At 51.0% G+C, this 19,826-nt stretch carries 17 protein-coding genes and 2 tRNA genes; 8 read left to right on the forward strand and 11 right to left on the reverse strand.

The annotated features are described in order from the left end of the window. Nucleotides 1-34 precede the first annotated feature (34 nt). Both cls and ACQG0S_RS12135 read left to right on the forward strand, forming a co-directional pair. A complete protein-coding gene (cls, locus tag ACQG0S_RS12130; RefSeq protein ID WP_022648349.1) occupies nucleotides 35-1,495 on the forward strand; it encodes a cardiolipin synthase in 1,461 nt (486 codons plus the stop codon). Nucleotides 1,496-1,528: 33 nt separating this feature from the next. Further along, nucleotides 1,529-1,858 carry an HI1450 family dsDNA-mimic protein gene (locus tag ACQG0S_RS12135; RefSeq protein ID WP_006810881.1) on the forward strand — a complete coding sequence of 110 codons (330 nt, stop codon included), beginning with the start codon at nucleotides 1,529-1,531 and terminating at the stop codon, nucleotides 1,856-1,858. A gap of 31 nt (nucleotides 1,859-1,889) precedes the next feature. Here ACQG0S_RS12135 and ACQG0S_RS12140 read toward each other — a convergent pair whose 3' ends face one another. From ACQG0S_RS12140 to ACQG0S_RS12170, 7 genes are all read right to left on the reverse strand, one after another. After that, the gene (locus tag ACQG0S_RS12140; protein ID WP_048966759.1) at nucleotides 1,890-2,726 is read right to left on the reverse strand and encodes an ion transporter; all 837 of its coding nucleotides are present in this window, start codon (nucleotides 2,724-2,726) and stop codon (nucleotides 1,890-1,892) included. A 46-nt stretch (nucleotides 2,727-2,772) separates the two neighbouring features. Beyond that, nucleotides 2,773-3,777 (reverse strand): murein tripeptide/oligopeptide ABC transporter ATP-binding protein OppF, encoded by a 1,005-nt coding sequence (gene oppF / locus ACQG0S_RS12145; RefSeq protein WP_022648351.1) that lies wholly within the window; start codon nucleotides 3,775-3,777, stop codon nucleotides 2,773-2,775. Beyond that, nucleotides 3,774-4,787, reverse strand: coding sequence for an ABC transporter ATP-binding protein (locus ACQG0S_RS12150; protein WP_426750388.1), 1,014 nt, complete (start codon nucleotides 4,785-4,787; stop codon nucleotides 3,774-3,776). The genes oppF and ACQG0S_RS12150 overlap by 4 nt, the downstream gene beginning before the upstream one ends. Before the next feature lie 11 nt (nucleotides 4,788-4,798). Next, nucleotides 4,799-5,707, reverse strand: a complete 909-nt coding sequence (gene oppC / locus ACQG0S_RS12155) for an oligopeptide ABC transporter permease OppC (RefSeq protein ID WP_003856740.1) — start codon at nucleotides 5,705-5,707, stop codon at nucleotides 4,799-4,801. A 12-nt stretch (nucleotides 5,708-5,719) separates the two neighbouring features. Beyond that, complete coding sequence (gene oppB / locus ACQG0S_RS12160; protein ID WP_003856738.1) at nucleotides 5,720-6,640, reverse strand: oligopeptide ABC transporter permease OppB; 921 nt, start codon at nucleotides 6,638-6,640, stop codon at nucleotides 5,720-5,722. An 82-nt stretch (nucleotides 6,641-6,722) separates the two neighbouring features. After that, nucleotides 6,723-8,354: an oligopeptide ABC transporter substrate-binding protein OppA gene (oppA, locus tag ACQG0S_RS12165; RefSeq protein ID WP_023300277.1), complete on the reverse strand. Its 1,632-nt coding sequence runs from the start codon at nucleotides 8,352-8,354 to the stop codon at nucleotides 6,723-6,725. A 770-nt stretch (nucleotides 8,355-9,124) separates the two neighbouring features. Further along, nucleotides 9,125-9,772, reverse strand: coding sequence for a YchE family NAAT transporter (locus ACQG0S_RS12170; RefSeq protein WP_017384236.1), 648 nt, complete (start codon nucleotides 9,770-9,772; stop codon nucleotides 9,125-9,127). 480 nt (nucleotides 9,773-10,252) lie between these two features. Between ACQG0S_RS12170 and adhE the strand changes: the two genes are divergently transcribed. Further along, complete coding sequence (gene adhE, locus ACQG0S_RS12175; RefSeq protein WP_045622008.1) at nucleotides 10,253-12,934, forward strand: bifunctional acetaldehyde-CoA/alcohol dehydrogenase; 2,682 nt, start codon at nucleotides 10,253-10,255, stop codon at nucleotides 12,932-12,934. A 69-nt stretch (nucleotides 12,935-13,003) separates the two neighbouring features. On the opposite strand, the gene tdk is transcribed toward adhE, so the two are convergent. Continuing rightward, entirely contained in the window at nucleotides 13,004-13,618 is a 615-nt protein-coding gene (tdk, locus tag ACQG0S_RS12180) for a thymidine kinase (RefSeq protein WP_032622434.1), read from the reverse strand. A gap of 550 nt (nucleotides 13,619-14,168) precedes the next feature. Here tdk and hns point away from each other — a divergent pair. Then, entirely contained in the window at nucleotides 14,169-14,582 is a 414-nt protein-coding gene (gene hns, locus ACQG0S_RS12185) for a histone-like nucleoid-structuring protein H-NS (RefSeq protein WP_003856724.1), read from the forward strand. A gap of 201 nt (nucleotides 14,583-14,783) precedes the next feature. On the opposite strand, the gene galU is transcribed toward hns, so the two are convergent. The 3 genes from galU to rssA form a co-directional block, all read right to left on the reverse strand. Beyond that, on the reverse strand, nucleotides 14,784-15,689 hold the full coding sequence (gene galU / locus ACQG0S_RS12190) for a UTP--glucose-1-phosphate uridylyltransferase GalU (protein WP_022648355.1): 906 nt from the start codon (nucleotides 15,687-15,689) through the stop codon (nucleotides 14,784-14,786). Between the two features lie 199 nt (nucleotides 15,690-15,888). Continuing rightward, on the reverse strand, nucleotides 15,889-16,902 hold the full coding sequence (gene rssB, locus ACQG0S_RS12195; protein ID WP_003856721.1) for a two-component system response regulator RssB: 1,014 nt from the start codon (nucleotides 16,900-16,902) through the stop codon (nucleotides 15,889-15,891). Nucleotides 16,903-16,991: 89 nt separating this feature from the next. Then, entirely contained in the window at nucleotides 16,992-17,894 is a 903-nt protein-coding gene (rssA, locus tag ACQG0S_RS12200) for a patatin-like phospholipase RssA (RefSeq protein WP_022648357.1), read from the reverse strand. Nucleotides 17,895-18,007: 113 nt separating this feature from the next. Here rssA and ACQG0S_RS12205 point away from each other — a divergent pair, with 113 nt between their 5' ends. The 4 genes from ACQG0S_RS12205 to ACQG0S_RS12220 all read left to right on the forward strand — a co-directional run bounded on the left by ACQG0S_RS12205 (nucleotide 18,008) and on the right by ACQG0S_RS12220 (nucleotide 19,717). Then, nucleotides 18,008-18,472: a YchJ family protein gene (locus ACQG0S_RS12205; RefSeq protein ID WP_022648358.1), complete on the forward strand. Its 465-nt coding sequence runs from the start codon at nucleotides 18,008-18,010 to the stop codon at nucleotides 18,470-18,472. 41 nt (nucleotides 18,473-18,513) lie between these two features. Beyond that, nucleotides 18,514-19,356, forward strand: coding sequence for a formyltetrahydrofolate deformylase (gene purU / locus ACQG0S_RS12210; RefSeq protein WP_003856715.1), 843 nt, complete (start codon nucleotides 18,514-18,516; stop codon nucleotides 19,354-19,356). Between the two features lie 157 nt (nucleotides 19,357-19,513). Next, nucleotides 19,514-19,598 (forward strand) — tRNA-Tyr (locus ACQG0S_RS12215). A 34-nt stretch (nucleotides 19,599-19,632) separates the two neighbouring features. Further along, nucleotides 19,633-19,717: transfer RNA gene (locus tag ACQG0S_RS12220), tRNA-Tyr, on the forward strand. Nucleotides 19,718-19,826: the final 109 nt, after the last annotated feature.

Raw genomic sequence — 19,826 nt, forward strand, 5'->3', positions numbered from 1 at the left:
CATAACAATACGCTTTCAAAAGGATTTTTTATTTATGACAACCTTCTACACCGTGGTGAGTTGGCTGGTCATTTTAGGATACTGGCTGTTAATTGCCGGGGTGACGTTGCGCATTCTGATGAAACGCAGAGCGGTACCTTCCGCCATGGCCTGGCTTCTGATTATCTACATTCTGCCGCTGGTGGGCATCATCGCCTATCTCTCTTTCGGTGAACTTCATCTGGGTAAACGCCGGGCCGAACGCGCCCGTGCCATGTGGCCCTCCACGGCAAAATGGCTTGCCGACCTTAAAGCCTGCAAGCATATCTTCGCCGAAGAGAACAGCAGCGTGGCCGCATCTTTGTTCAAGCTGTGCGAACGCCGCCAGGGCATTGCTGGGGTAAAAGGCAATCAGCTGCAACTGATGACCTCTTCCGATGACGTGATGCAGGCGCTGATCCGTGATATCCAGCTCGCCCGGCATAATATCGAGATGGTGTTTTATATCTGGCAGCCGGGCGGCATGGCGGACCAGGTCGCCGAATCGCTGATGGCCGCTGCACGTCGCGGTATCCACTGCCGCCTGATGCTGGACTCCGCCGGCAGCGTGGCTTTTTTCCGTAGCCCGTGGGCAGGCATGATGCGCAACGCCGGTATCGAGGTGGTCGAGGCGCTGAAAGTGAATCTTATGCGCGTCTTTCTGCGCCGCATGGATCTTCGTCAGCACCGGAAAATGGTCCTGATCGATAACTATATCGCCTACACCGGCAGCATGAACATGGTCGACCCCCGCTTCTTTAAACAGGATTCTGGCGTGGGGCAATGGATCGATTTGATGGCTCGCATGGAAGGCCCGGTGGCAACCTCTATGGGCATCGTCTATTCGTGCGACTGGGAAATTGAAACCGGTAAACGCATTCTTCCCCCGCCGCCGGATGGCAATATCATGCCGTTTGAGGAAGCCAGCGGGCACACTATCCACACTATCGCCTCCGGTCCTGGCTTCCCGGAAGATCTGATCCATCAGGCACTGCTTACCGCCGCGTACTCAGCGCGGGAATATCTGATCATGACCACGCCCTATTTCGTCCCCAGCGACGACCTTCTGCACGCCATCTGTACAGCGGCACAGCGCGGAGTGGATGTGAGCATTATTATGCCGCGCAAGAACGATTCGCTGCTGGTCGGGTGGGCAAGTCGCGCGTTCTTTAGTGAGCTGCTGGCCGCGGGCGTTAAAATCTATCAGTTCGAAGGCGGTCTGTTACACACCAAGAGCGTGCTGGTAGACGGAGAGCTGAGCCTGGTGGGTACCGTCAACCTCGATATGCGCAGTCTGTGGCTGAATTTTGAAATTACGCTGGTCATTGATGACGCCGGTTTCGGCGGCGATCTGGCGGCGGTTCAGGATGATTATATCTCCCGCTCACGCCTGCTGGACGCCAGACTGTGGGCGAAACGTCCGCTGTGGCAGCGAATTGCCGAACGACTGTTTTACTTCTTTAGTCCGTTGCTGTAAAACGTGCCCAACGATGTTTAACAGGTAGTCATCATGGAAATGGATCTGAACAATCGCCTGACCGAAGACGAAACGCTCGAACAGGCCTACGATATTTTTCTCGAGCTGGCGGTCGATAATCTCGACCCTGCTGACGTCATTCTTTTCAACCTGCAATTTGAAGAGCGTGGCGGTGCTGAGCTGTTCGATCCGTCTGAAGACTGGGCCGAACACGTCGATTTTGATCTCAACCCGGACTTCTTCGCTGAGGTGGTAATTGGCCTGGCAGATGAAGACGGCGGAGAAATTAACGACATCTTTGCCCGCGTCCTGCTGTGCCGCGAGAAAGACCATAAGCTGTGCCATATTCTCTGGCGCGAATAATAAAAAAGGCTGCCCGCGCAGCCTTTTTTATTTAATCCGGCAAGGCATTTCCACAGCGGTGACAAAACCGCGCCCCGGGTTCATGATTTCCCTGCTGACAATTCGGACATTTGCGTTGCTGCTTGCTGTTCTGGAAGGCGCTGCTCATATGGGTGGTAATTAGCCCCGTCGGTATCGCTATTACCGAATAACCGATCAGAATAAGAATCGATGCCACAATACGTCCGAGCGGCGTATGCGGTGTAATATCGCCATAGCCCACGGTGGTCACCGTGACGATAGCCCAGTAAACCGACGCATTAAGCGTGGTAAACCCGTATTTTGGCCCTTCGATTAAATACATCAGGGAGCCAAAAACGATCATCACGATAGCAATAAACGAATAGAAGAGAATAAGCTGGTGGCGGGCGCTGACAATGGCGACCCAAAAAACCCTCAGCGACGGCATAAAGCGCAGCAGCTTCAAAATTCGTAACACACGAATCGCCCGCATTGCGCGCCAGGCAAACACATAATTCAGGCTGATCTCAGGCCACAGCCACATGACATACAGCGGCAGGATAGTGGCTAAATCAATAAATCCCCAGAAGCTGAAAACGTATTTCGCCGGATTTGGCCAGCTAATGACCCTCAGCACATACTCTGCGGTAAACACCACCGTGACGATCAATTCCAGCCAGACAAAAACGTGCCACTCCTCATACGTCATGTGGTACTGCGTTCCGGCACCGGATTCGATAAAGATAATAATGACGCTAATCAGTGCAAATAAGCCACACAGACCCTCGAAACGGCGACCGGAAACCGTTTCTGGATCAAATAAAAGGTGATAAAGCCGCTGACGGGCCGACGTGAATAATCGCGACACATTAACCTCGAAAAAATAAGGGCTGACATCATGTCAGCCCTTGCGATTATAACGGGTCTACTTTCAGGCAGGAAACCGCATGTCGGAAACTGCCCTCCAGAACCGGCCGTGTTTTTGCACATTCCGGCCCGGCTATTGGGCATCGCGTACGGAATACGCAGCCTGAAGGCGGGTTGATTGGCGAAGGCAGTTCACCTTCCAGAAGCTGAATGGTTTTATTTTTTTCCAGATCGGGATCCGGAACGGGAACCGCAGACATCAGCGCTTTGGTATAAGGGTGCAGCGGATTATGGTACACCTCATCATACGTGCCCAGTTCCACGGCGTGGCCCAGATACATGACCAGCACACGGTCTGAAATGTGTTTTACCACCGCCAGATCGTGGGCGATGAAGATCAGCGACAGCCCCATTTCCCGTTGCAGTTTCTGTAGCAGGTTAACCACCTGGGCCTGGATGGAAACGTCCAGCGCCGAAACCGGCTCATCACAGATAATCAGTTTCGGTTCAAGGATCAACGCGCGTGCGATACCGATACGCTGGCACTGACCGCCGGAAAACTCGTGAGGGTAGCGGTTGATGAGGTTAGGCAACAGACCCACCTTCAGCATCATCGCTTTCACCCGATCGCGAACTTCCTGGCGCGGCATCTTCGGATGATAGGTGCGCAGCGGCTCGGCAATGATTTCGCCAATGGTCATACGCGGATTCAGGGACGCCAGAGGATCCTGGAAAATCATCTGGATATCACTGCGCACATTGCGCCATTCATCCGGCTTCATCCCCAGCAGATCTTTGCCAAGCCAGGCCACTTTCCCGTCGGTGGCTTTCACCAGGCCGATGATCGCACGCGCAAATGTCGACTTGCCGCAGCCGGATTCGCCCACCACGCCCAGGGTCTCCCCTTCGTACAGGCGTAGCGTGACGCCATCCACCGCTTTCAGGGTTTTGGCAGGCTGCCAGAACCACTGTTTACCGTCTTTGATATCGAAATGGACCTTCAGGTCAGCGATTTCGAGCAGCACATTTCTTTTTTCGTCGATTGCGTTCATACCAGCTCCTCCAGCGGCTTAAAGCAGGCGCGTAGACGGCCTGGGGCAAACGCTTCCAGCGGCGGTGCGCTGTTACAGATTTCCATCGCATGCGGACAGCGTGGCTGGAACGGGCAGCCTTTTGGCAAACGCAGCAGGTTTGGCGGGTTGCCCGGGATAGTCAGCAGCGACTCCCCTTCCGCATCGAGGCGCGGTACGGCATTCAGCAGCCCGATAGAGTACGGGTGGGCTGGCTGGTAGAACACATCGCGGGCATTACCGTATTCCATCGTGCGGCCTGCATACATGACTAACACTTTGTCGCAGATCCCGGCAACGACGCCTAAATCGTGGGTGATCATGATGATGGCGGTGTTGAACTCACGCTTCAGCTCGTTCAGCAACGTCATGATCTGCGCCTGGACGGTCACGTCGAGAGCGGTGGTTGGTTCATCAGCGATCAGCAGTTTTGGCCGGCAAAGCAATGCCATCGCGATCATGACTCGCTGACGCATACCGCCGGAGAACTCGTGCGGATACATGCGCATGCGCTTGCGTGCTTCAGGCATTTTCACCGCATCCAGCATTTTGACGGACTCTTCAAACGCTTCGGCTTTGCCCAGCCCCTTGTGGAGCATCAGCACTTCCATCAGCTGTTCACCCACCCGCATATAGGGGTTCAGGGAGGTCATCGGATCCTGGAAAATCATTGAAATCTGCTCGGCGCGCAGCTTGTTCAGCTCATGTTCCGGCAAATTCAGGATCTCTTTCCCGTTAAACGTCGCCGAACCCCCTATCACGCCGTTTGATGCCAGCAGGCCCATCAGCGCGAATGCGGTCTGGGATTTACCGGAACCGGATTCGCCCACAATGTCCAGCGTTTCACCGGCACGCAGGTCGAAGTTGAGATCGTTAACGGCAGTCACATCACCGTCGGGGGTTTTAAACGTCACGCGGAGGTCTTTAACGTCCAGCAGTGCGCTGGTCCGCTGTTGCGCCTGTGGCGCGGTTGCCGTTTCAATAATGGTCATGACGGCGCTCCTTAACGGTCTTTCGGGTCGAGGGCATCACGCAGGCCATCGCCGATAAAGTTGAAACAGAACAGGGTGACGACCAGGAAGCCCGCCGGATACAGCAGTAACCACGGTGACACTTCCATGGAGTTTGCGCCGTCACTTAACAGAGCGCCCCAGCTACTCAACGGCTCTTGCGTACCTAATCCCAGGAAGCTCAGGAAAGATTCAAACAAGATCATACTTGGCACCAGCAGGGAGGCGTACACCACCACCACGCCCAGCACGTTAGGAACGATATGACGCACCACAATATTGGCGGTAGAAACGCCGCCAACCTGTGCGGCTTCGATAAACTCCTTACGTTTGAGGCTCAGCGTCTGGCCGCGCACAATACGCGCCATATCCAGCCAGGACACCATCCCGATCGCCACGAAGATCAGCAGGATATTTTGACCAAAGAAGGTCACCAGCAGAATGACGAAGAACATGAACGGGAAGGAGTTCAGGATTTCTAGCAGACGCATCATCACGGAGTCCACTTTCCCGCCGAGGTAACCGGAAAGCGAACCGTAAAGCGTGCCGACGATCACCGCCACCAGCGCCGCCGCGATGCCAACCATCAGGGAGATACGGCCGCCAATCGCCACACGCACCAGCAAATCACGCCCGGAGGAGTCGGTACCGAAATAGTGCCCGGATTCCATATCCGGCGCGCTGGACATCATGCCCCAGTCCGTATCGAAATAGGTGAACTGAGAGAGCATTGGTGCCAGGGTTACGAACAGCGCGATAAGCACCAGCACGACCAGGCTGGCAACGGCGGCACGGTTATGCATAAAACGACGGCGGGCGTCTTGCCAAAGGCTACGACCTTCGACCTCCAGCTTTTCACTGAAGTTTTCCAGCGCCTCGCTGTTTTTCTTACTCAACATCATGGCGTGCTCCAGTTAGTAACGGATTTTCGGATCGATAACGGCATACAGCACATCGACAACGGCATTAAACAGAATGGTCAGCGCGCCCACGAGGATCGTCAGGCTCAGCACCAGCGAATAGTCACGGTTAAGCGCCCCGTTAACAAACAACTGCCCGATGCCCGGCAGGCCATAAATGGTTTCAATCACCATTGAACCCGTAATAATGCCGACGAATGCAGGACCCATATAGGAGAGCACCGGTAACAGTGCAGGCTTGAGAGCGTGACGGAAAATAATCCGGCGCATCGGCAACCCTTTCGCTCGGGCGGTACGGATAAAGTTCGAGTGCAGGACTTCAATCATTGAACCACGCGTAATACGGGCGATACTGGCAATGTAGGCCAGAGATAATGCCACCATCGGCAATATCATGAACTTCAGCGCCCCGCCATTCCAGCCGCCCCCGGGCAGCCATTTAAGGGTTATCGCGAATATCATGACCAGCAACGGCGCGACAACGAAGCTGGGGATAACCACCCCGGTCATTGCGACCCCCATTACGGCGTAATCCCATCGGGTATTTTGTTTTAGTGCGGCGATAACGCCCGCAGTGACACCGAGAACAACGGCCAGGATAAATGCAGCAGCCCCTAATTTAGCCGATACCGGGAAGCTGGACGCCACCAGGTCGTTAACGGAATAGTCTTTATATTTGAATGACGGACCAAAATCACCGTGTGCAAGTTGCTTCAGATAGTTGAAGTACTGCGTGGTGATAGGATCGTTTAAATGGTATTTCGCTTCGATGTTGGCCATAACTTCTGGCGGAAGCGTGCGTTCACCGGTAAAAGGACTGCCCGGCGCAAGACGCATCATAAAGAAGGAAATTGTAATTAGAATAAATAACGTTGGAATCGCTTCAAGACAGCGACGCAGGATAAATTTCAACATTGCCCGTACCTTCTGGCGTGTGCCTGATGAATGTTACAAAATAGACACAGTGGGGCAAGCTCGCTCGCCCCACGTATTGCCATTAATGCTTGATAATATAAAGATTCTTAACGGAAATATTATCCAACGGGTCTTTACCGGTATAACCCCCTACCCATGGTTTCACCAGGCGGGCGTTAACGTAGTAGTAAACCGGAACGATCGCAGAGTCTTTATCGAGCTGTTGTTCTGATTTCGCGTACAGATCGGCGCGCTGGGCGTCATCTGCCACTTTCAGGGTATCGCCAATCAGCTTATCAAACGCCGGGCTCTTATAGTGTGCGGTATTGTTCGAACTGTCGCTGAGCATGGTGTTCAGGAATGAGGTCGGTTCGTTATAGTCCGCACACCATCCTGCACGTGCCACGTCAAAGGTTCCCTGATGGCGCGTATCGAGGAAGGTTTTCCATTCCTGATTTTCCAGCTTCACGTTCACGCCGAGATTTTTCTTCCAGATTGACGCGACGGCAATAGCCAGTTTTTTATGCAGATCGGAGGTGTTGTACAGCAGACTAAACGTCAGCGGCTTGTCGGCGGTATAGCCCGCTTCAGCCAGCAGCTTTTTCGCTTCTTCGTTACGTTTTTCCTGGGACCATTTGAACCATTCAGGTTCAACCAGCTTCATACCGTCGGTGTAAGGCGGGGTGTAGCTGTAAGCCGGCAGGTCGCCCTGATTCTTCACTTTATTCACGATAATGTCGCGATCCAGAGCCAGCTTCAGTGCGGTACGAACACGTACGTCGGTGAACGGTGCTTTCTGGTTGTTAATTTCATAATAGTAGGTGCACAGATACGGATCGACGTGAACTTCTTTCGGGATCTCTTTTTTCAGCTTCTGGAACAGTTCAATCGGCATGTTGTTATAGGTCATGTCGATTTCGCCGCTGCGGTAGCGGTTTACGTCCGTTACCTCAGAAGAGATTGGCAGGTAGGTGACCTGATTGATAACCGTCTTGGCATTATCCCAATACTGCGGGTTGCGCTCCAGCACCATACGCTCGTTAACGACCCAGTCCTTCAGCTTATATGCACCGTTGGTCACGATATTCGCAGGCTGCGTCCATTTTTCACCAAATTTTTCTACCGCGGATTTTGGTACCGGAGAAACGGACGGGTGAACCAGCAACTTATAGAAGTACGGAACAGGTTCGCTCAACGTCACTTCAAAAGTGTTGGCATCGATGGCTTTTACGCCCAGGTCGGTTACTGGCTTTTTACCCGTGATGATGTCATCAATATTGGCGATATGGCCATACTGGAGGTAACTCGCGTACGGGGAGGCGGTATTCGGATCCGCCAGACGCTGCCAGCTATAGACGAAATCTTCGGCGGTAACCGGCGTACCGTCAGACCATTTGGCATCTTTACGCAAATGGAAGGTCCAGACTTTAAAATCTTTGTTGTCCCATTTTTCCGCCACGCCCGGAGCCGGGTGGCCGTCTACGTCAGTCACCAGCAGACCTTCAAACAGATCGCGGTTAACGTTAGACTCTGGAACACCTTCAATTTTGTGCGGATCAAGAGACTGCACTTCCGCACCGTTATTACGTACCAGCGTTTGCTTCTCAGCCAGCTGAACACCAGCAGGAACGTCCGCAGCCATTGCAGCGTTGCCCGCGATTAGCGCAGTTAAAATCCCCGCCGCTACCAGACTTTTTTTTGTGATGATGGACATTGTGTTGATACTCCACTCATTATTATGACTGGCCTTCGCCAGTTGTGTAATCCCCTGTTGGGGCCTGTACAGCGCAGGAGTTTTTTTTGCTGCTGTCAGGTTCTTTTTTTACTTCTTGCTATCATCGACTTCATTATTACTGACCGCTCGTACGGCGATCTTGCGTCGATTCTTTACACCTCTCCCCTGTCAGTGAGGTGTGCTGGAAAGCTTAAGTGAGGTCTATATGAAAATAGTTCTCATCAACTTGTTTAATGCCGCAAAATATAAGGCCGGAAAGTACCAAATGGTGCCAACTCTCGCCAATACATTTTGCAAATTTGTTAAGCATTTCTCTTTTACGGAGTCAGGCGTAGCTATGCCGCCGACCACCTTTCACGCCAAAAACAAGTAAAACCCTTACAATACATTCAGTTGTAGAGTTCTCTCGTGACTGGTGCGATGACATGACAAATTCGGACGATTTTTCACGAAAATTTAACATCTGGTTATTATTTAGCACATTCGTCTGGGTCAGACGTCGAAATTACTAATATCATTTCGGTTATCTGTCAGCAAGCCCCAGAGTATCATGTGAGTAAAATAACAGAGCGTTTGAAGGATTTATGGGCAGAGAAGCAAACTGAAAATAAACAACCTCTTGAAAATCAACAAAAGAGGGTTATTAGTAGAACTTATTATGGCTGGTGCGTATTTCAACTTTATTTATATGATTTGCTGATATTCACGTAAAAAAACGGAGCCGCTGGCTCCGCTCTTTCAAACGAAAGTCAGTGTACTAATCCGGGGAATATACTTTTTATACCGGTAACGATAAATTCGATGCCTAACGCCATTAACAACAGACCCATGATACGGGTAATCACGTTGATGCCCGTTTGTCCCAGCAAGCGAACCAGCCATGGCGCCATACGAAATACGCCCCAGCAGCAAAGTGCGAACAGGGCAATGGCGACAGAGAAGCCAATCAGGTGCATCAGGCTGTGATAGCGTGTTCCCCATACAATGGTAGAACTGATTGCCCCCGGGCCCGCCATCAGCGGCAGTGCCAGTGGCACCACGCCGATGCTCTCGCGGATAGCTGTCTCTGATTTTTCCTGCTTATTCTGTTTATCTTCCCCCAGCTTGCCGCTGATCATCGACATTGCAATCGTCACCACCAGGATCCCGCCTGCTATTCGGAACGAATCAATAGAGATGCCGAAGACCTGAAGAATGGCGTCCCCCAGATAAAGAGACGTAAGCAAGATAATCGCCACCGACAGGTTTGCCGTCAGGTTGGTTTTATTTCGCGCGGCAGCTGTCTGATAACTGGTCATACTGATGAAGACAGGGATAATCCCTACCGGGTTGACCAGGGCAAACAAGCCAATAAAAAACTTGAAATATGTAGGGAAATCAAAGAGCGTTTGAATCACATTAAGCTCCGCAATTGAGCATGGTCAGGGAGAGACAGCGTGTAATGATAAATCCGCGCTGAAGATACGCTTTTTAGCCGCACACTTCACCAGAAATCTGTTCTAAAACGTTATCAATTCATGATGTTAAACATTTGTATACTCAATGATAGCGCCACTTCCAATAGTTACTTAATTATTTAACACTGGAATAATTAGCACAAAATAACCCTGCTGAAAGGTATCAGCTTAGGACAAAATTGATCTTGATCATAATTTTCGTACTCAGAAGTGAGTAATCTTGATTACGCCGCCAGGGAGATCACCTATCAAAAAGGTATGATGCTAAGGTAAGGCTCTTTTAGTAAATTAGTGAGCGGAAGCAGTGAGTAATCCTTTGTTTTACTGTGTGTTACGCAAGTGGGATCGGCTCTGACTATACTGTCAGACGTATCGAGCGCTGGTTTACTAAAAGAGTTTAAACATTATCAGGAGAGCATTATGGCTGTTACCAATATCGCTGAACTGAACGCCCTCGTCGAGCGCGTGAAAAAAGCCCAGCGTGAATATGCCAATTTCACCCAAGAACAGGTTGATAAAATCTTCCGCGCGGCCGCTCTGGCTGCTGCAGATGCTCGAATCCCTCTCGCTAAAATGGCCGTTGCCGAATCCGGTATGGGTATCGTTGAAGATAAAGTGATCAAAAACCACTTTGCTTCAGAGTATATCTACAACGCCTATAAAGATGAGAAAACCTGCGGTGTGCTGTCAGAAGACGACACTTTTGGCACCATCACTATCGCTGAACCCATCGGCATTATTTGCGGTATCGTTCCAACCACTAACCCAACCTCTACCGCCATCTTCAAATCTCTTATCAGTCTGAAAACACGTAACGCAATCATTTTCTCCCCGCACCCACGTGCGAAAGACGCCACCAACAAAGCAGCGGATATCGTGCTTCAGGCTGCCATTGCTGCGGGTGCGCCAAAAGATCTGATCGGTTGGATCGACCAACCTTCTGTTGAACTGTCCAACGCCCTGATGCATCACCCGGACATTAACTTAATCCTGGCGACCGGCGGTCCTGGTATGGTTAAAGCAGCATACAGCTCCGGTAAACCAGCCATCGGCGTAGGCGCAGGTAATACCCCTGTTGTGATCGACGAAACGGCAGATATCAAGCGTGCAGTTGCCTCTGTGCTGATGTCAAAAACCTTCGATAACGGCGTTATCTGTGCATCTGAACAGTCAGTTGTCGTGGTTGATTCGGTATACGACGCCGTTCGTGAACGTTTCGCCAGCCACGGCGGCTACCTGTTGCAAGGTAAAGAACTGAAAGCCGTTCAGGACGTGATTCTGAAAAATGGTGCACTGAACGCAGCTATCGTAGGTCAGCCAGCGTATAAAATCGCTGAACTCGCCGGCTTTAGCGTCCCTGCTACCACCAAGATTCTGATTGGTGAAGTGAACGTCGTTGATGAAAGTGAGCCGTTTGCTCACGAAAAACTATCCCCGACACTGGCGATGTACCGTGCGAAAGATTTCGATGACGCGGTAGAAAAAGCAGAGAAGCTGGTGGCGATGGGCGGTATCGGCCACACCTCTTGCCTGTACACCGACCAGGATAACCAGCCAGAGCGTGTTGCTTACTTCGGTCAGAAGATGAAGACGGCACGTATTCTGATCAACACCCCTGCTTCTCAGGGTGGTATCGGTGACCTGTATAACTTCAAACTCGCACCTTCCCTGACTCTGGGTTGTGGTTCCTGGGGTGGTAACTCCATCTCTGAAAACGTTGGTCCAAAACACCTGATCAACAAGAAAACCGTTGCTAAGCGAGCTGAAAACATGTTGTGGCACAAACTTCCGAAATCTATCTACTTCCGCCGCGGCTCTCTGCCAATCGCGCTGGACGAAGTGATTACTGATGGCCACAAACGTGCGCTCATCGTGACTGACCGTTTCCTGTTCAACAATGGCTATGCAGACCAGATCACCTCTGTTCTGAAAGCGTCTGGCGTCGAAACTGAAGTCTTCTTTGAAGTTGAAGCTGACCCAACCCTGAGCGTTGTACGTAAAGGCGCTGAACTGGCTAACTCCTTCAAACCTGATGTGATCATCGCACTGGGTGGCGGTTCCCCAATGGACGCCGCGAAAATTATGTGGGTCATGTACGAGCATCCGGAAACCCACTTCGAAGAACTGGCGCTGCGCTTTATGGATATCCGTAAACGTATCTACAAGTTCCCGAAAATGGGCGTGAAAGCGAAAATGATCGCCGTCACCACCACTTCCGGTACCGGTTCAGAAGTGACGCCATTTGCTGTTGTGACTGATGACGCAACGGGTCAGAAATATCCGCTGGCTGACTACGCACTGACGCCAGATATGGCTATCGTTGACGCCAACCTGGTCATGGAAATGCCGAAATCACTGTGTGCGTTCGGTGGTCTGGATGCGGTAACTCACGCCCTGGAAGCTTACGTTTCCGTACTGGCTTCTGAGTTCTCTGACGGTCAGGCTTTACAGGCACTGAAACTGCTGAAAGAAAACCTGCCAGCTTCTTACAACGAAGGTTCGAAAAACCCTGTAGCTCGTGAACGTGTACACAGTGCAGCAACCATCGCGGGCATTGCATTTGCTAACGCCTTCCTGGGTGTCTGTCACTCCATGGCGCACAAGCTGGGTTCACAGTTCCACATTCCTCACGGTCTGGCGAACGCCCTGTTGATCAGCAACGTTATCCGCTATAACGCCAACGACAACCCAACCAAGCAGACTGCATTCAGCCAGTACGACCGTCCGCAAGCTCGTCGTCGCTACGCTGAAATCGCAGACCACCTGGGTCTGAGCGCACCGGGCGACCGTACTGCAGCGAAGATCGAGAAACTGCTGGCATGGCTGGAAAGCCTGAAGGCTGAACTGGGTATTCCTAAATCTATCCGCGAAGCAGGCGTTCAGGAAGCTGACTTCCTCGCTCACGTAGATAAGCTGTCTGAAGATGCATTCGATGACCAGTGTACTGGTGCTAACCCGCGCTACCCACTGATTTCCGAACTGAAACAGATCCTGCTGGATACCTATTACGGTCGTAACTTCACTGAAAGCGATGTCGCTGCCGTAAAAGTTGACATCCCCGCAGTTGTAAAGGCTGACAAGAAAGCGAAGAAAAATGCTTGATTGACAGTGTGAAAAAAAACCCGCCGCTGGCGGGTTTTTTTATATCTGAGGATCCGTAAGACATTTTTTTTATTTGCGATTGTCGCCCTGTAACGCCGTCAGCGAGCCTACAGCCAGCGCCTCTTTATAATGCTTGCGGCAGACCGAGACATAACGTTCATTGCCCCCTATCACCACCTGCTCGCCATCAGCATAAGGCTTGCCCGACTGGTCCAGGCGAAGAACCATACTTGCCTTGCGGCCACAAAAGCAGATAGTTTTCAGCTCAACCAGCTTATCCGACCAGGCGAGCAGATACTGGCTACCGGCAAATAACTCACCGCGAAAGTCAGTGCGTAATCCATAGCAAAGAACGGGAATATCCAGCTCATCAACGACCTCTGAAAGCGCATGGACCTGCTCGCGGGTCAGGAACTGGCTTTCATCTACCAGCACGCAATGGACAGGCTTAGAGGCATGCTGGGCACGAATGTCCTCAAGCAGGTCCGTTTCAGGGTTAAACAGCCTTGCAGGCGACGAGAGCCCTATTCTTGAGCTTACCTTCCCTGCCCCAAAGCGATCGTCGATTTCGGCGGTATAAACAACGGTACGCATCCCCCGCTCCTGATAATTGTATGAGGATTGCAGTAACGCCGTCGATTTCCCTGCATTCATTGCCGAATAGTAGAAATAAAGTTGTGCCATTGGCCGAAGAACCCTAATCAATGTGTAATATTCCCGATGGATCATTGTACCATATTTTGTATTGTCATCAGCGGCGGGCTGCGTGCTCCAGGCTGTTCTGCACCAATAAACTCTTCGTTGATAGCGCAAAATAATGCGTTAAAACAGACAGTAAAGGCTTTTAGCACGGACAATAAGGCGAGCTCGACACCGGAGATAACACTTCTTTTTATAGTGGCTTCTGCAATCTTTAAAATTCACTATTTATTAACTATTCTTCTGTTCGCTGCGCTTAGCCGGAGTAATACGAAAGGCTGATATTTATCAACCGCAACTATAATTCCTGAGGTAAAAGTCACAAAACAAACATGCAAATGACGCGCTTTTGCCGTTTGAAACGATATCTCATCGCCCCAGCAAACAATGAAATTTAAGTTAGCGTAATTAATAATAGCGTCATTAATTTTGTATTTTTTGAATTCCTTACATTCCAACCTATTGCACAAGTGAAATTAACGCTCTATTATTAGGACAACAAACCCACCCCCATTATAAGTTTGAGATTACTACAATGAGCGAAGCACTTAAAATTCTGAACAACATCCGTACTCTTCGTGCGCAGGCAAGAGAATGTACCCTTGAAACGCTTGAAGAGATGCTCGAAAAATTAGAAGTTGTCGTTAACGAACGTCGTGAAGAAGAAAGCGCAGCTGCGGCTGAAATCGAAGAACGTACACGTAAACTGCAACAGTATCGCGAAATGCTGATTGCCGATGGTATCGATCCAAACGAATTGCTGAACAGCATGGCTGCGGCTAAAACCGGTACCAAAGCAAAACGCGCAGCACGTCCTGCTAAATATAGCTACATCGACGAGAACGGCGAAGAGAAAACCTGGACCGGCCAGGGTCGTACTCCTGCTGTAATCAAGAAAGCTATGGACGAACAAGGTAAACAACTGGATGACTTCCTGATCAAGGATTAATCTGGAAAGATTCTGAAAAATCCCGCTTAATGCGGGATTTTTTATGCCCATAATATTCCCCAAACATCTCCTTACATTCTGTCATATTGCCTGGCTCACTATTTAACGTCCTTGACAATCTCCAGCCAATTACGGATCGACAGGCATAAAAAAACCGGTGGGCATCGCCACACCGGTCTTGTTCACTGGTCCGTGAGTTTATTACTTAATACCCACGCTACCTTTGAGCCAGGCTTTAAATTCTTCACCAAGGCTGTTATGGCGAATGCCATATTCGACGAATGCCTGCATATAACCGAGCTTATTACCGCAGTCATGGCTCTTACCTTTCATATGGTAGGCTTCCACGGTCTCTTTCTCGATCAGCATATCTATAGCATCCGTCAGCTGGATTTCATCGCCCGCACCCGGAGGCGTTTTGGCCAGCAGCGCCCAGATTTCAGCACTCAGTACGTAACGGCCAACGACAGCAAGGTTAGACGGCGCGACGTCCGCTTTAGGTTTTTCAACAACGCCAACCATCGGTACGCTTTCACCAGGTTGCAGGGCAACACCTTTGCAGTCAACCACACCGTAAGCAGTCACATCGTCGACTGGCTCAACCATAATCTGGCTGCTGCCGGTTTCGTCGAAGCGTTTAATCATTTCCGCCAGGTTTTCCTGGGAAAGATCGGACTCATACTCATCAAGGATCACATCTGGCAGAATAACCGCGACCGGCTCATCACCCACTACCGGATGTGCACACAATACTGCGTGTCCCAGGCCCTTCGCCAGGCCCTGACGAACCTGCATAATGGTAACGTGTGGAGGGCAAATAGACTGCACTTCCTCCAGCAGCTGGCGCTTTACGCGTTTTTCCAGCATTGCTTCGAGTTCGAAACTGGTATCGAAATGGTTTTCGATAGAGTTTTTAGATGAATGCGTCACCAGTACAATTTCGGTGATACCTGCCGCAATACACTCATTCACGACATACTGGATTAATGGCTTATCAACCAGAGGCAGCATCTCTTTTGGGATTGCCTTCGTCGCTGGCAACATCCTGGTACCCAATCCCGCCACCGGGATAACGGCCTTTCTGACTTTCGAATTTAGGGCAGCCATTGAAATTCTCCTGAACTGTTCAAGTTTTGAACTTTTATGCATTGAATAACGCGTTGAGTATACAGTCTCAGCCACTAATACGGGTCTGAAAAGAACGCGTTGCCGATCAATTAAGACAAATACGCATGAAACTTGCAGCGATAGTAGCACTGCCAGCAAAAACACAGGTAAAGCAATCTGAAAAATAAAATCTGACTGCTTACTCCGTGGACAACATTAAGCGTAACCGCCCACCGGCACCCCAAATTTGGCACTGCCAGGAGGTGCAGCGATGGCTAATTTGATTAAGGTAAGTATTACCCAACGTTCCCAACGGCACACCGTTACTCACCTGTATATGGTGTTCGCCGGTATTCAGCGTGGCATTTAATCCAGCAGAGACCAGAATAAGGTTATTCAACCCGCTGTGATAATAGCCAACCAGAAGCGGGAACTGCCCCGGCAAATTGGCCTGGCGAAAAAGTTGGTTGACCTGTTTTAGTAAACTGCCTAACTCAGGAAGTCGTTGCCCCTGATGGGATAATTGTTCCTGTAGCAATCCATTAAACAGCGCACGGAGTAATAAGGCCGCCAGAACGCCGTTATCACCCGCTCGGGTAACATCCAGGCAATAAAAAGCGAGGTCGGAATCTGATAGCGGCGCAATATCCAGCACCAGTCCAGGCTGGTCAGCCGCTACCAGCTGGCGATAATTTACTCTGCAATGAGAGATATTTTGCTGCACCGGCGGCTGAAGTTCCTGAAGCAGCTTCGCGGCCGCGAGCGGATTACTGACTAAAGCATCCCAGTCCTGGAAAAGACGTTCTTCTTCTTCCACCCGGGAATTAAACATATTGGGATACAGGCAGGCCAACACCGTTTCACGCAGTCGGTTTAAATCTTTAACCGGTTTGAGCAGGATATCCTGCACACCCAAACGCAACGCCTTAGCAATATCCGCCATATTTTCGGTCGCCGAGATCACCAGTATCGGTGTCTGATAACCTTCGTTACGCAGGTTCTCCACCAGCATTAATCCGTCCATGCGCGGCATCTCGAGATCGCAGATCATCAGATCAGGCGCCATGCTGGCCATTTTTTCCAGTGCCTCGACGCCATCTTCGGCAAGGGACGTGGTTGCACCCAGTGAGGATAACCACGAATCCAGTAGCGATCGGAAAACGGGCTCGTCTTCTACTATCAAAATATGTTTTCCGGCCAATGGCTGTGTCATGGTTCCTCCCCTGGCTGACAGTTACTCAATAGTGGCATGCTATTGGTACTATCGCCTGTCAGATTTTGCTGAAGTAATCAAAAAAGTGCTTAACGTGCTGTACGCACAAAAGGCAACAGTTCATCTATTTTCTTTTCGACGGCTAACGAGCCCGCTGCTATGGCGGCCTCAGCCCGGTGGAAATCAAGGGTAGAGATTTGTGGACAATAGGGCTGAATAAGAATATCCGGAGGATCGCCAGCCATACGGTTTCGCTTCAGGCGATTCTCAAGAATTTGAATGGAGGTCGTCATGATTTCAATGGCGTTCGGCGCGGTCACCGTGCGACGGGCAGTCAGGCGCCCTATTCTGCCGCGTAAACGCGCATGCCAGGCAAGTTTCTCTTCTTCCGCATCATCGCTCTGAAGATTAACCGGCATCAAATCCTGCTGCATAAGGTGAGCGTCGTGCTGTAAATCCACTGCAATGACGATATCTGCCCCCATGGCGCGCGTCAGAGAGATGGGGACAGGATTCACCACGCCACCATCAACGAGCCAGTAGCCATTATGAGGCACAGGCGCCATTAACCCAGGCATGCTACAGGATGCGCGAACGGCGAGATGAATATCCCCTTCGGTGAGCCATAACTCCCTGCCCGTACTGAGGTTGGTTGCAACGGCGCCGAAAGGCATTTGGCAGTGGCTGAAGTCAGCGAGGGGCATTATCTTACGAAACTGATTGAATACGCGTTCGCCGCGCAGCAGGCCGCCACGCTGCCAGGAGAGATCCATCAGGCGCAGTACATCCCAGTAACTAAAGGAGCGCACCCAGCTTTCAAGCTGCGGAAGCTTACCGCAGGCGTACGCGGATCCGACCAGCGACCCGATAGAACATCCTGCGACAATATCAACGTCAATCCCCATCTGGTTTAAGGTATTGATAACGCCAATATGTGACCAACCCCGGGCTGCACCTGAGCCCAACGCCAGTCCAATTTTTACCTTTCTCATTAGCCCTGTTTTACTTCCCCTGGATTCCCGACATAGCGTCAACGCACCTGCTCAGTTAACATATTGCTACCTTAAGCGTTTAACGCCTTATTTTTTGTTCCAGGAAGAGAATCGTGTCTCAACTCTGCCCCTGTGGTAGCGCTCTGGAGTATAGCCTATGTTGCCAGCGATATCTTTCTGGCGAGCAGGTTGCACCAGACCCGTCACACCTTATGCGCTCGCGGTATACTGCTTTTGTGATCAAAAACGCAGACTACCTGATTAAAACCTGGCATCCGTCCTGTGATGCTGCCGATTTTCGGCAAGAGATTGAAGCCGGATTTGCCAACACCGTCTGGCTGGGCCTTACCGTCTTTGATGCCGCTCCCGGCCGCGATGCCAACGAGGGCTATGTCAGTTTTGTCGCCCGCTTTAGCGAACAAAACAAACCCGGCGCCATCATTGAACGCTCACGGTTCTTAAAGGACAGCGGGCAATGGTATTATATTGACGGCACACGTCCGCAATTCGGTCGTAACGATCCCTGCCCCTGTGGTTCAGGAAAAAAATTTAAAAAGTGTTGCGGCAGTAATGCCTGACAACTCAGACTTCGCAAATACATAAACAGGATTTCCCGGCGATGCAATCATTACAACGTAAAGTTCTGCGCACTATCTGTCCCGATCAAAAAGGACTGATCGCACGAATTACCAACATTTGCTACAAGCATGAACTGAATATCGTGCAGAACAACGAGTTCGTTGACCACCGTACCGGTCGCTTCTTTATGCGTACCGAGCTGGAAGGTATTTTCAACGACACAACCCTGCTTGCCGATCTGGACAGCGCCCTGCCGGAAGGCTCGGTGCGCGAGCTAAACCCGGCGGGTCGTCGCCGCATTGTCATTCTGGTCACCAAAGAGGCGCACTGCCTGGGCGATCTGCTGATGAAAGCCAACTACGGTGGCCTGGACGTCGAAATTGCCGCCGTCATTGGCAACCACGAGACGCTGCGTACGCTGGTTGAACGTTTCGACATTCCGTTTGAACTGGTCAGCCATGAAGGTCATACCCGCGAAGAGCACGACAACCTGATGGCTGCTGCGATTGAAGCGCATAACCCGGACTACGTGGTGCTGGCAAAATACATGCGCGTGCTGACGCCATCCTTCGTGGCGCGCTTCCCGAACAAAATTATCAACATCCACCACTCCTTCCTGCCAGCCTTTATTGGCGCGCGTCCGTACCACCAGGCGTACGAGCGTGGGGTGAAGATCATTGGCGCAACCGCGCACTACGTGAATGATAATCTGGACGAAGGCCCAATCATCATGCAGGACGTGATCCACGTGGATCACACCTACACGGCAGAAGATATGATGCGAGCTGGCCGTGACGTTGAGAAGAACGTACTGAGCCGTGCGCTTTATCAGGTACTTGCTCAGCGCGTCTTTGTGTACGGCAACAGAACGATTATTCTTTAATCCTTCGGAAAATGAATTGATTAGCTTTACGCCTTTACGGATAAAAAGCAGGCAAACAGCTTCATTTTCCTAAAGGAATGCTTTACAGGGGCGTCTCATTTGATATGATGCGCCCCGCTTCCAACAGGAAGCAGGCCAGTTAAAAGCATTACCCCGTGGTGGGGTTCCCGAGCGGCCAAAGGGAGCAGACTGTAAATCTGCCGTCATCGACTTCGAAGGTTCGAATCCTTCCCCCACCACCATCTCCAGCTTTATCTCAAAATATGAATTACCCCTGGTGGGGTTCCCGAGCGGCCAAAGGGAGCAGACTGTAAATCTGCCGTCATCGACTTCGAAGGTTCGAATCCTTCCCCCACCACCATCACTTCCAGATTCTTTAGCACTCTCCAAAAGCACAATGCCCTATGGTTCTCCCATGCGGGGAAAGATGAGAAGCTTCGACCAGGGTTCGATCCGAGCATAGTGAATTC

It is taken from the genome of Enterobacter cloacae complex sp. 418I7, assembly GCF_050030705.1.
Lineage (GTDB): Bacteria > Pseudomonadota > Gammaproteobacteria > Enterobacterales > Enterobacteriaceae > Enterobacter > Enterobacter intestinihominis.

What these genes read in the sequence shown, in the direction of transcription:
- rssA (WP_022648357.1), bottom strand. Translation starts at nt 17,894, where the DNA reads ATGAGAAAGGTAAAAATTGGACTGGCGTTGGGCTCAGGTGCAGCCCGG.
- oppF (WP_022648351.1), bottom strand. Translation starts at nt 3,777, where the DNA reads ATGAACGCAATCGACGAAAAAAGAAATGTGCTGCTCGAAATCGCTGAC.
- cls (WP_022648349.1), top strand. Translation starts at nt 35, where the DNA reads ATGACAACCTTCTACACCGTGGTGAGTTGGCTGGTCATTTTAGGATAC.
- hns (WP_003856724.1), top strand. Translation starts at nt 14,169, where the DNA reads ATGAGCGAAGCACTTAAAATTCTGAACAACATCCGTACTCTTCGTGCG.
- adhE (WP_045622008.1), top strand. Translation starts at nt 10,253, where the DNA reads ATGGCTGTTACCAATATCGCTGAACTGAACGCCCTCGTCGAGCGCGTG.
- oppC (WP_003856740.1), bottom strand. Translation starts at nt 5,707, where the DNA reads ATGATGTTGAGTAAGAAAAACAGCGAGGCGCTGGAAAACTTCAGTGAA.
- galU (WP_022648355.1), bottom strand. Translation starts at nt 15,689, where the DNA reads ATGGCTGCCCTAAATTCGAAAGTCAGAAAGGCCGTTATCCCGGTGGCG.
- ACQG0S_RS12150 (WP_426750388.1), bottom strand. Translation starts at nt 4,787, where the DNA reads ATGACCATTATTGAAACGGCAACCGCGCCACAGGCGCAACAGCGGACC.
- tdk (WP_032622434.1), bottom strand. Translation starts at nt 13,618, where the DNA reads ATGGCACAACTTTATTTCTACTATTCGGCAATGAATGCAGGGAAATCG.
- ACQG0S_RS12135 (WP_006810881.1), top strand. Translation starts at nt 1,529, where the DNA reads ATGGAAATGGATCTGAACAATCGCCTGACCGAAGACGAAACGCTCGAA.
- oppA (WP_023300277.1), bottom strand. Translation starts at nt 8,354, where the DNA reads ATGTCCATCATCACAAAAAAAAGTCTGGTAGCGGCGGGGATTTTAACT.
- rssB (WP_003856721.1), bottom strand. Translation starts at nt 16,902, where the DNA reads ATGACACAGCCATTGGCCGGAAAACATATTTTGATAGTAGAAGACGAG.
- oppB (WP_003856738.1), bottom strand. Translation starts at nt 6,640, where the DNA reads ATGTTGAAATTTATCCTGCGTCGCTGTCTTGAAGCGATTCCAACGTTA.
- purU (WP_003856715.1), top strand. Translation starts at nt 18,514, where the DNA reads ATGCAATCATTACAACGTAAAGTTCTGCGCACTATCTGTCCCGATCAA.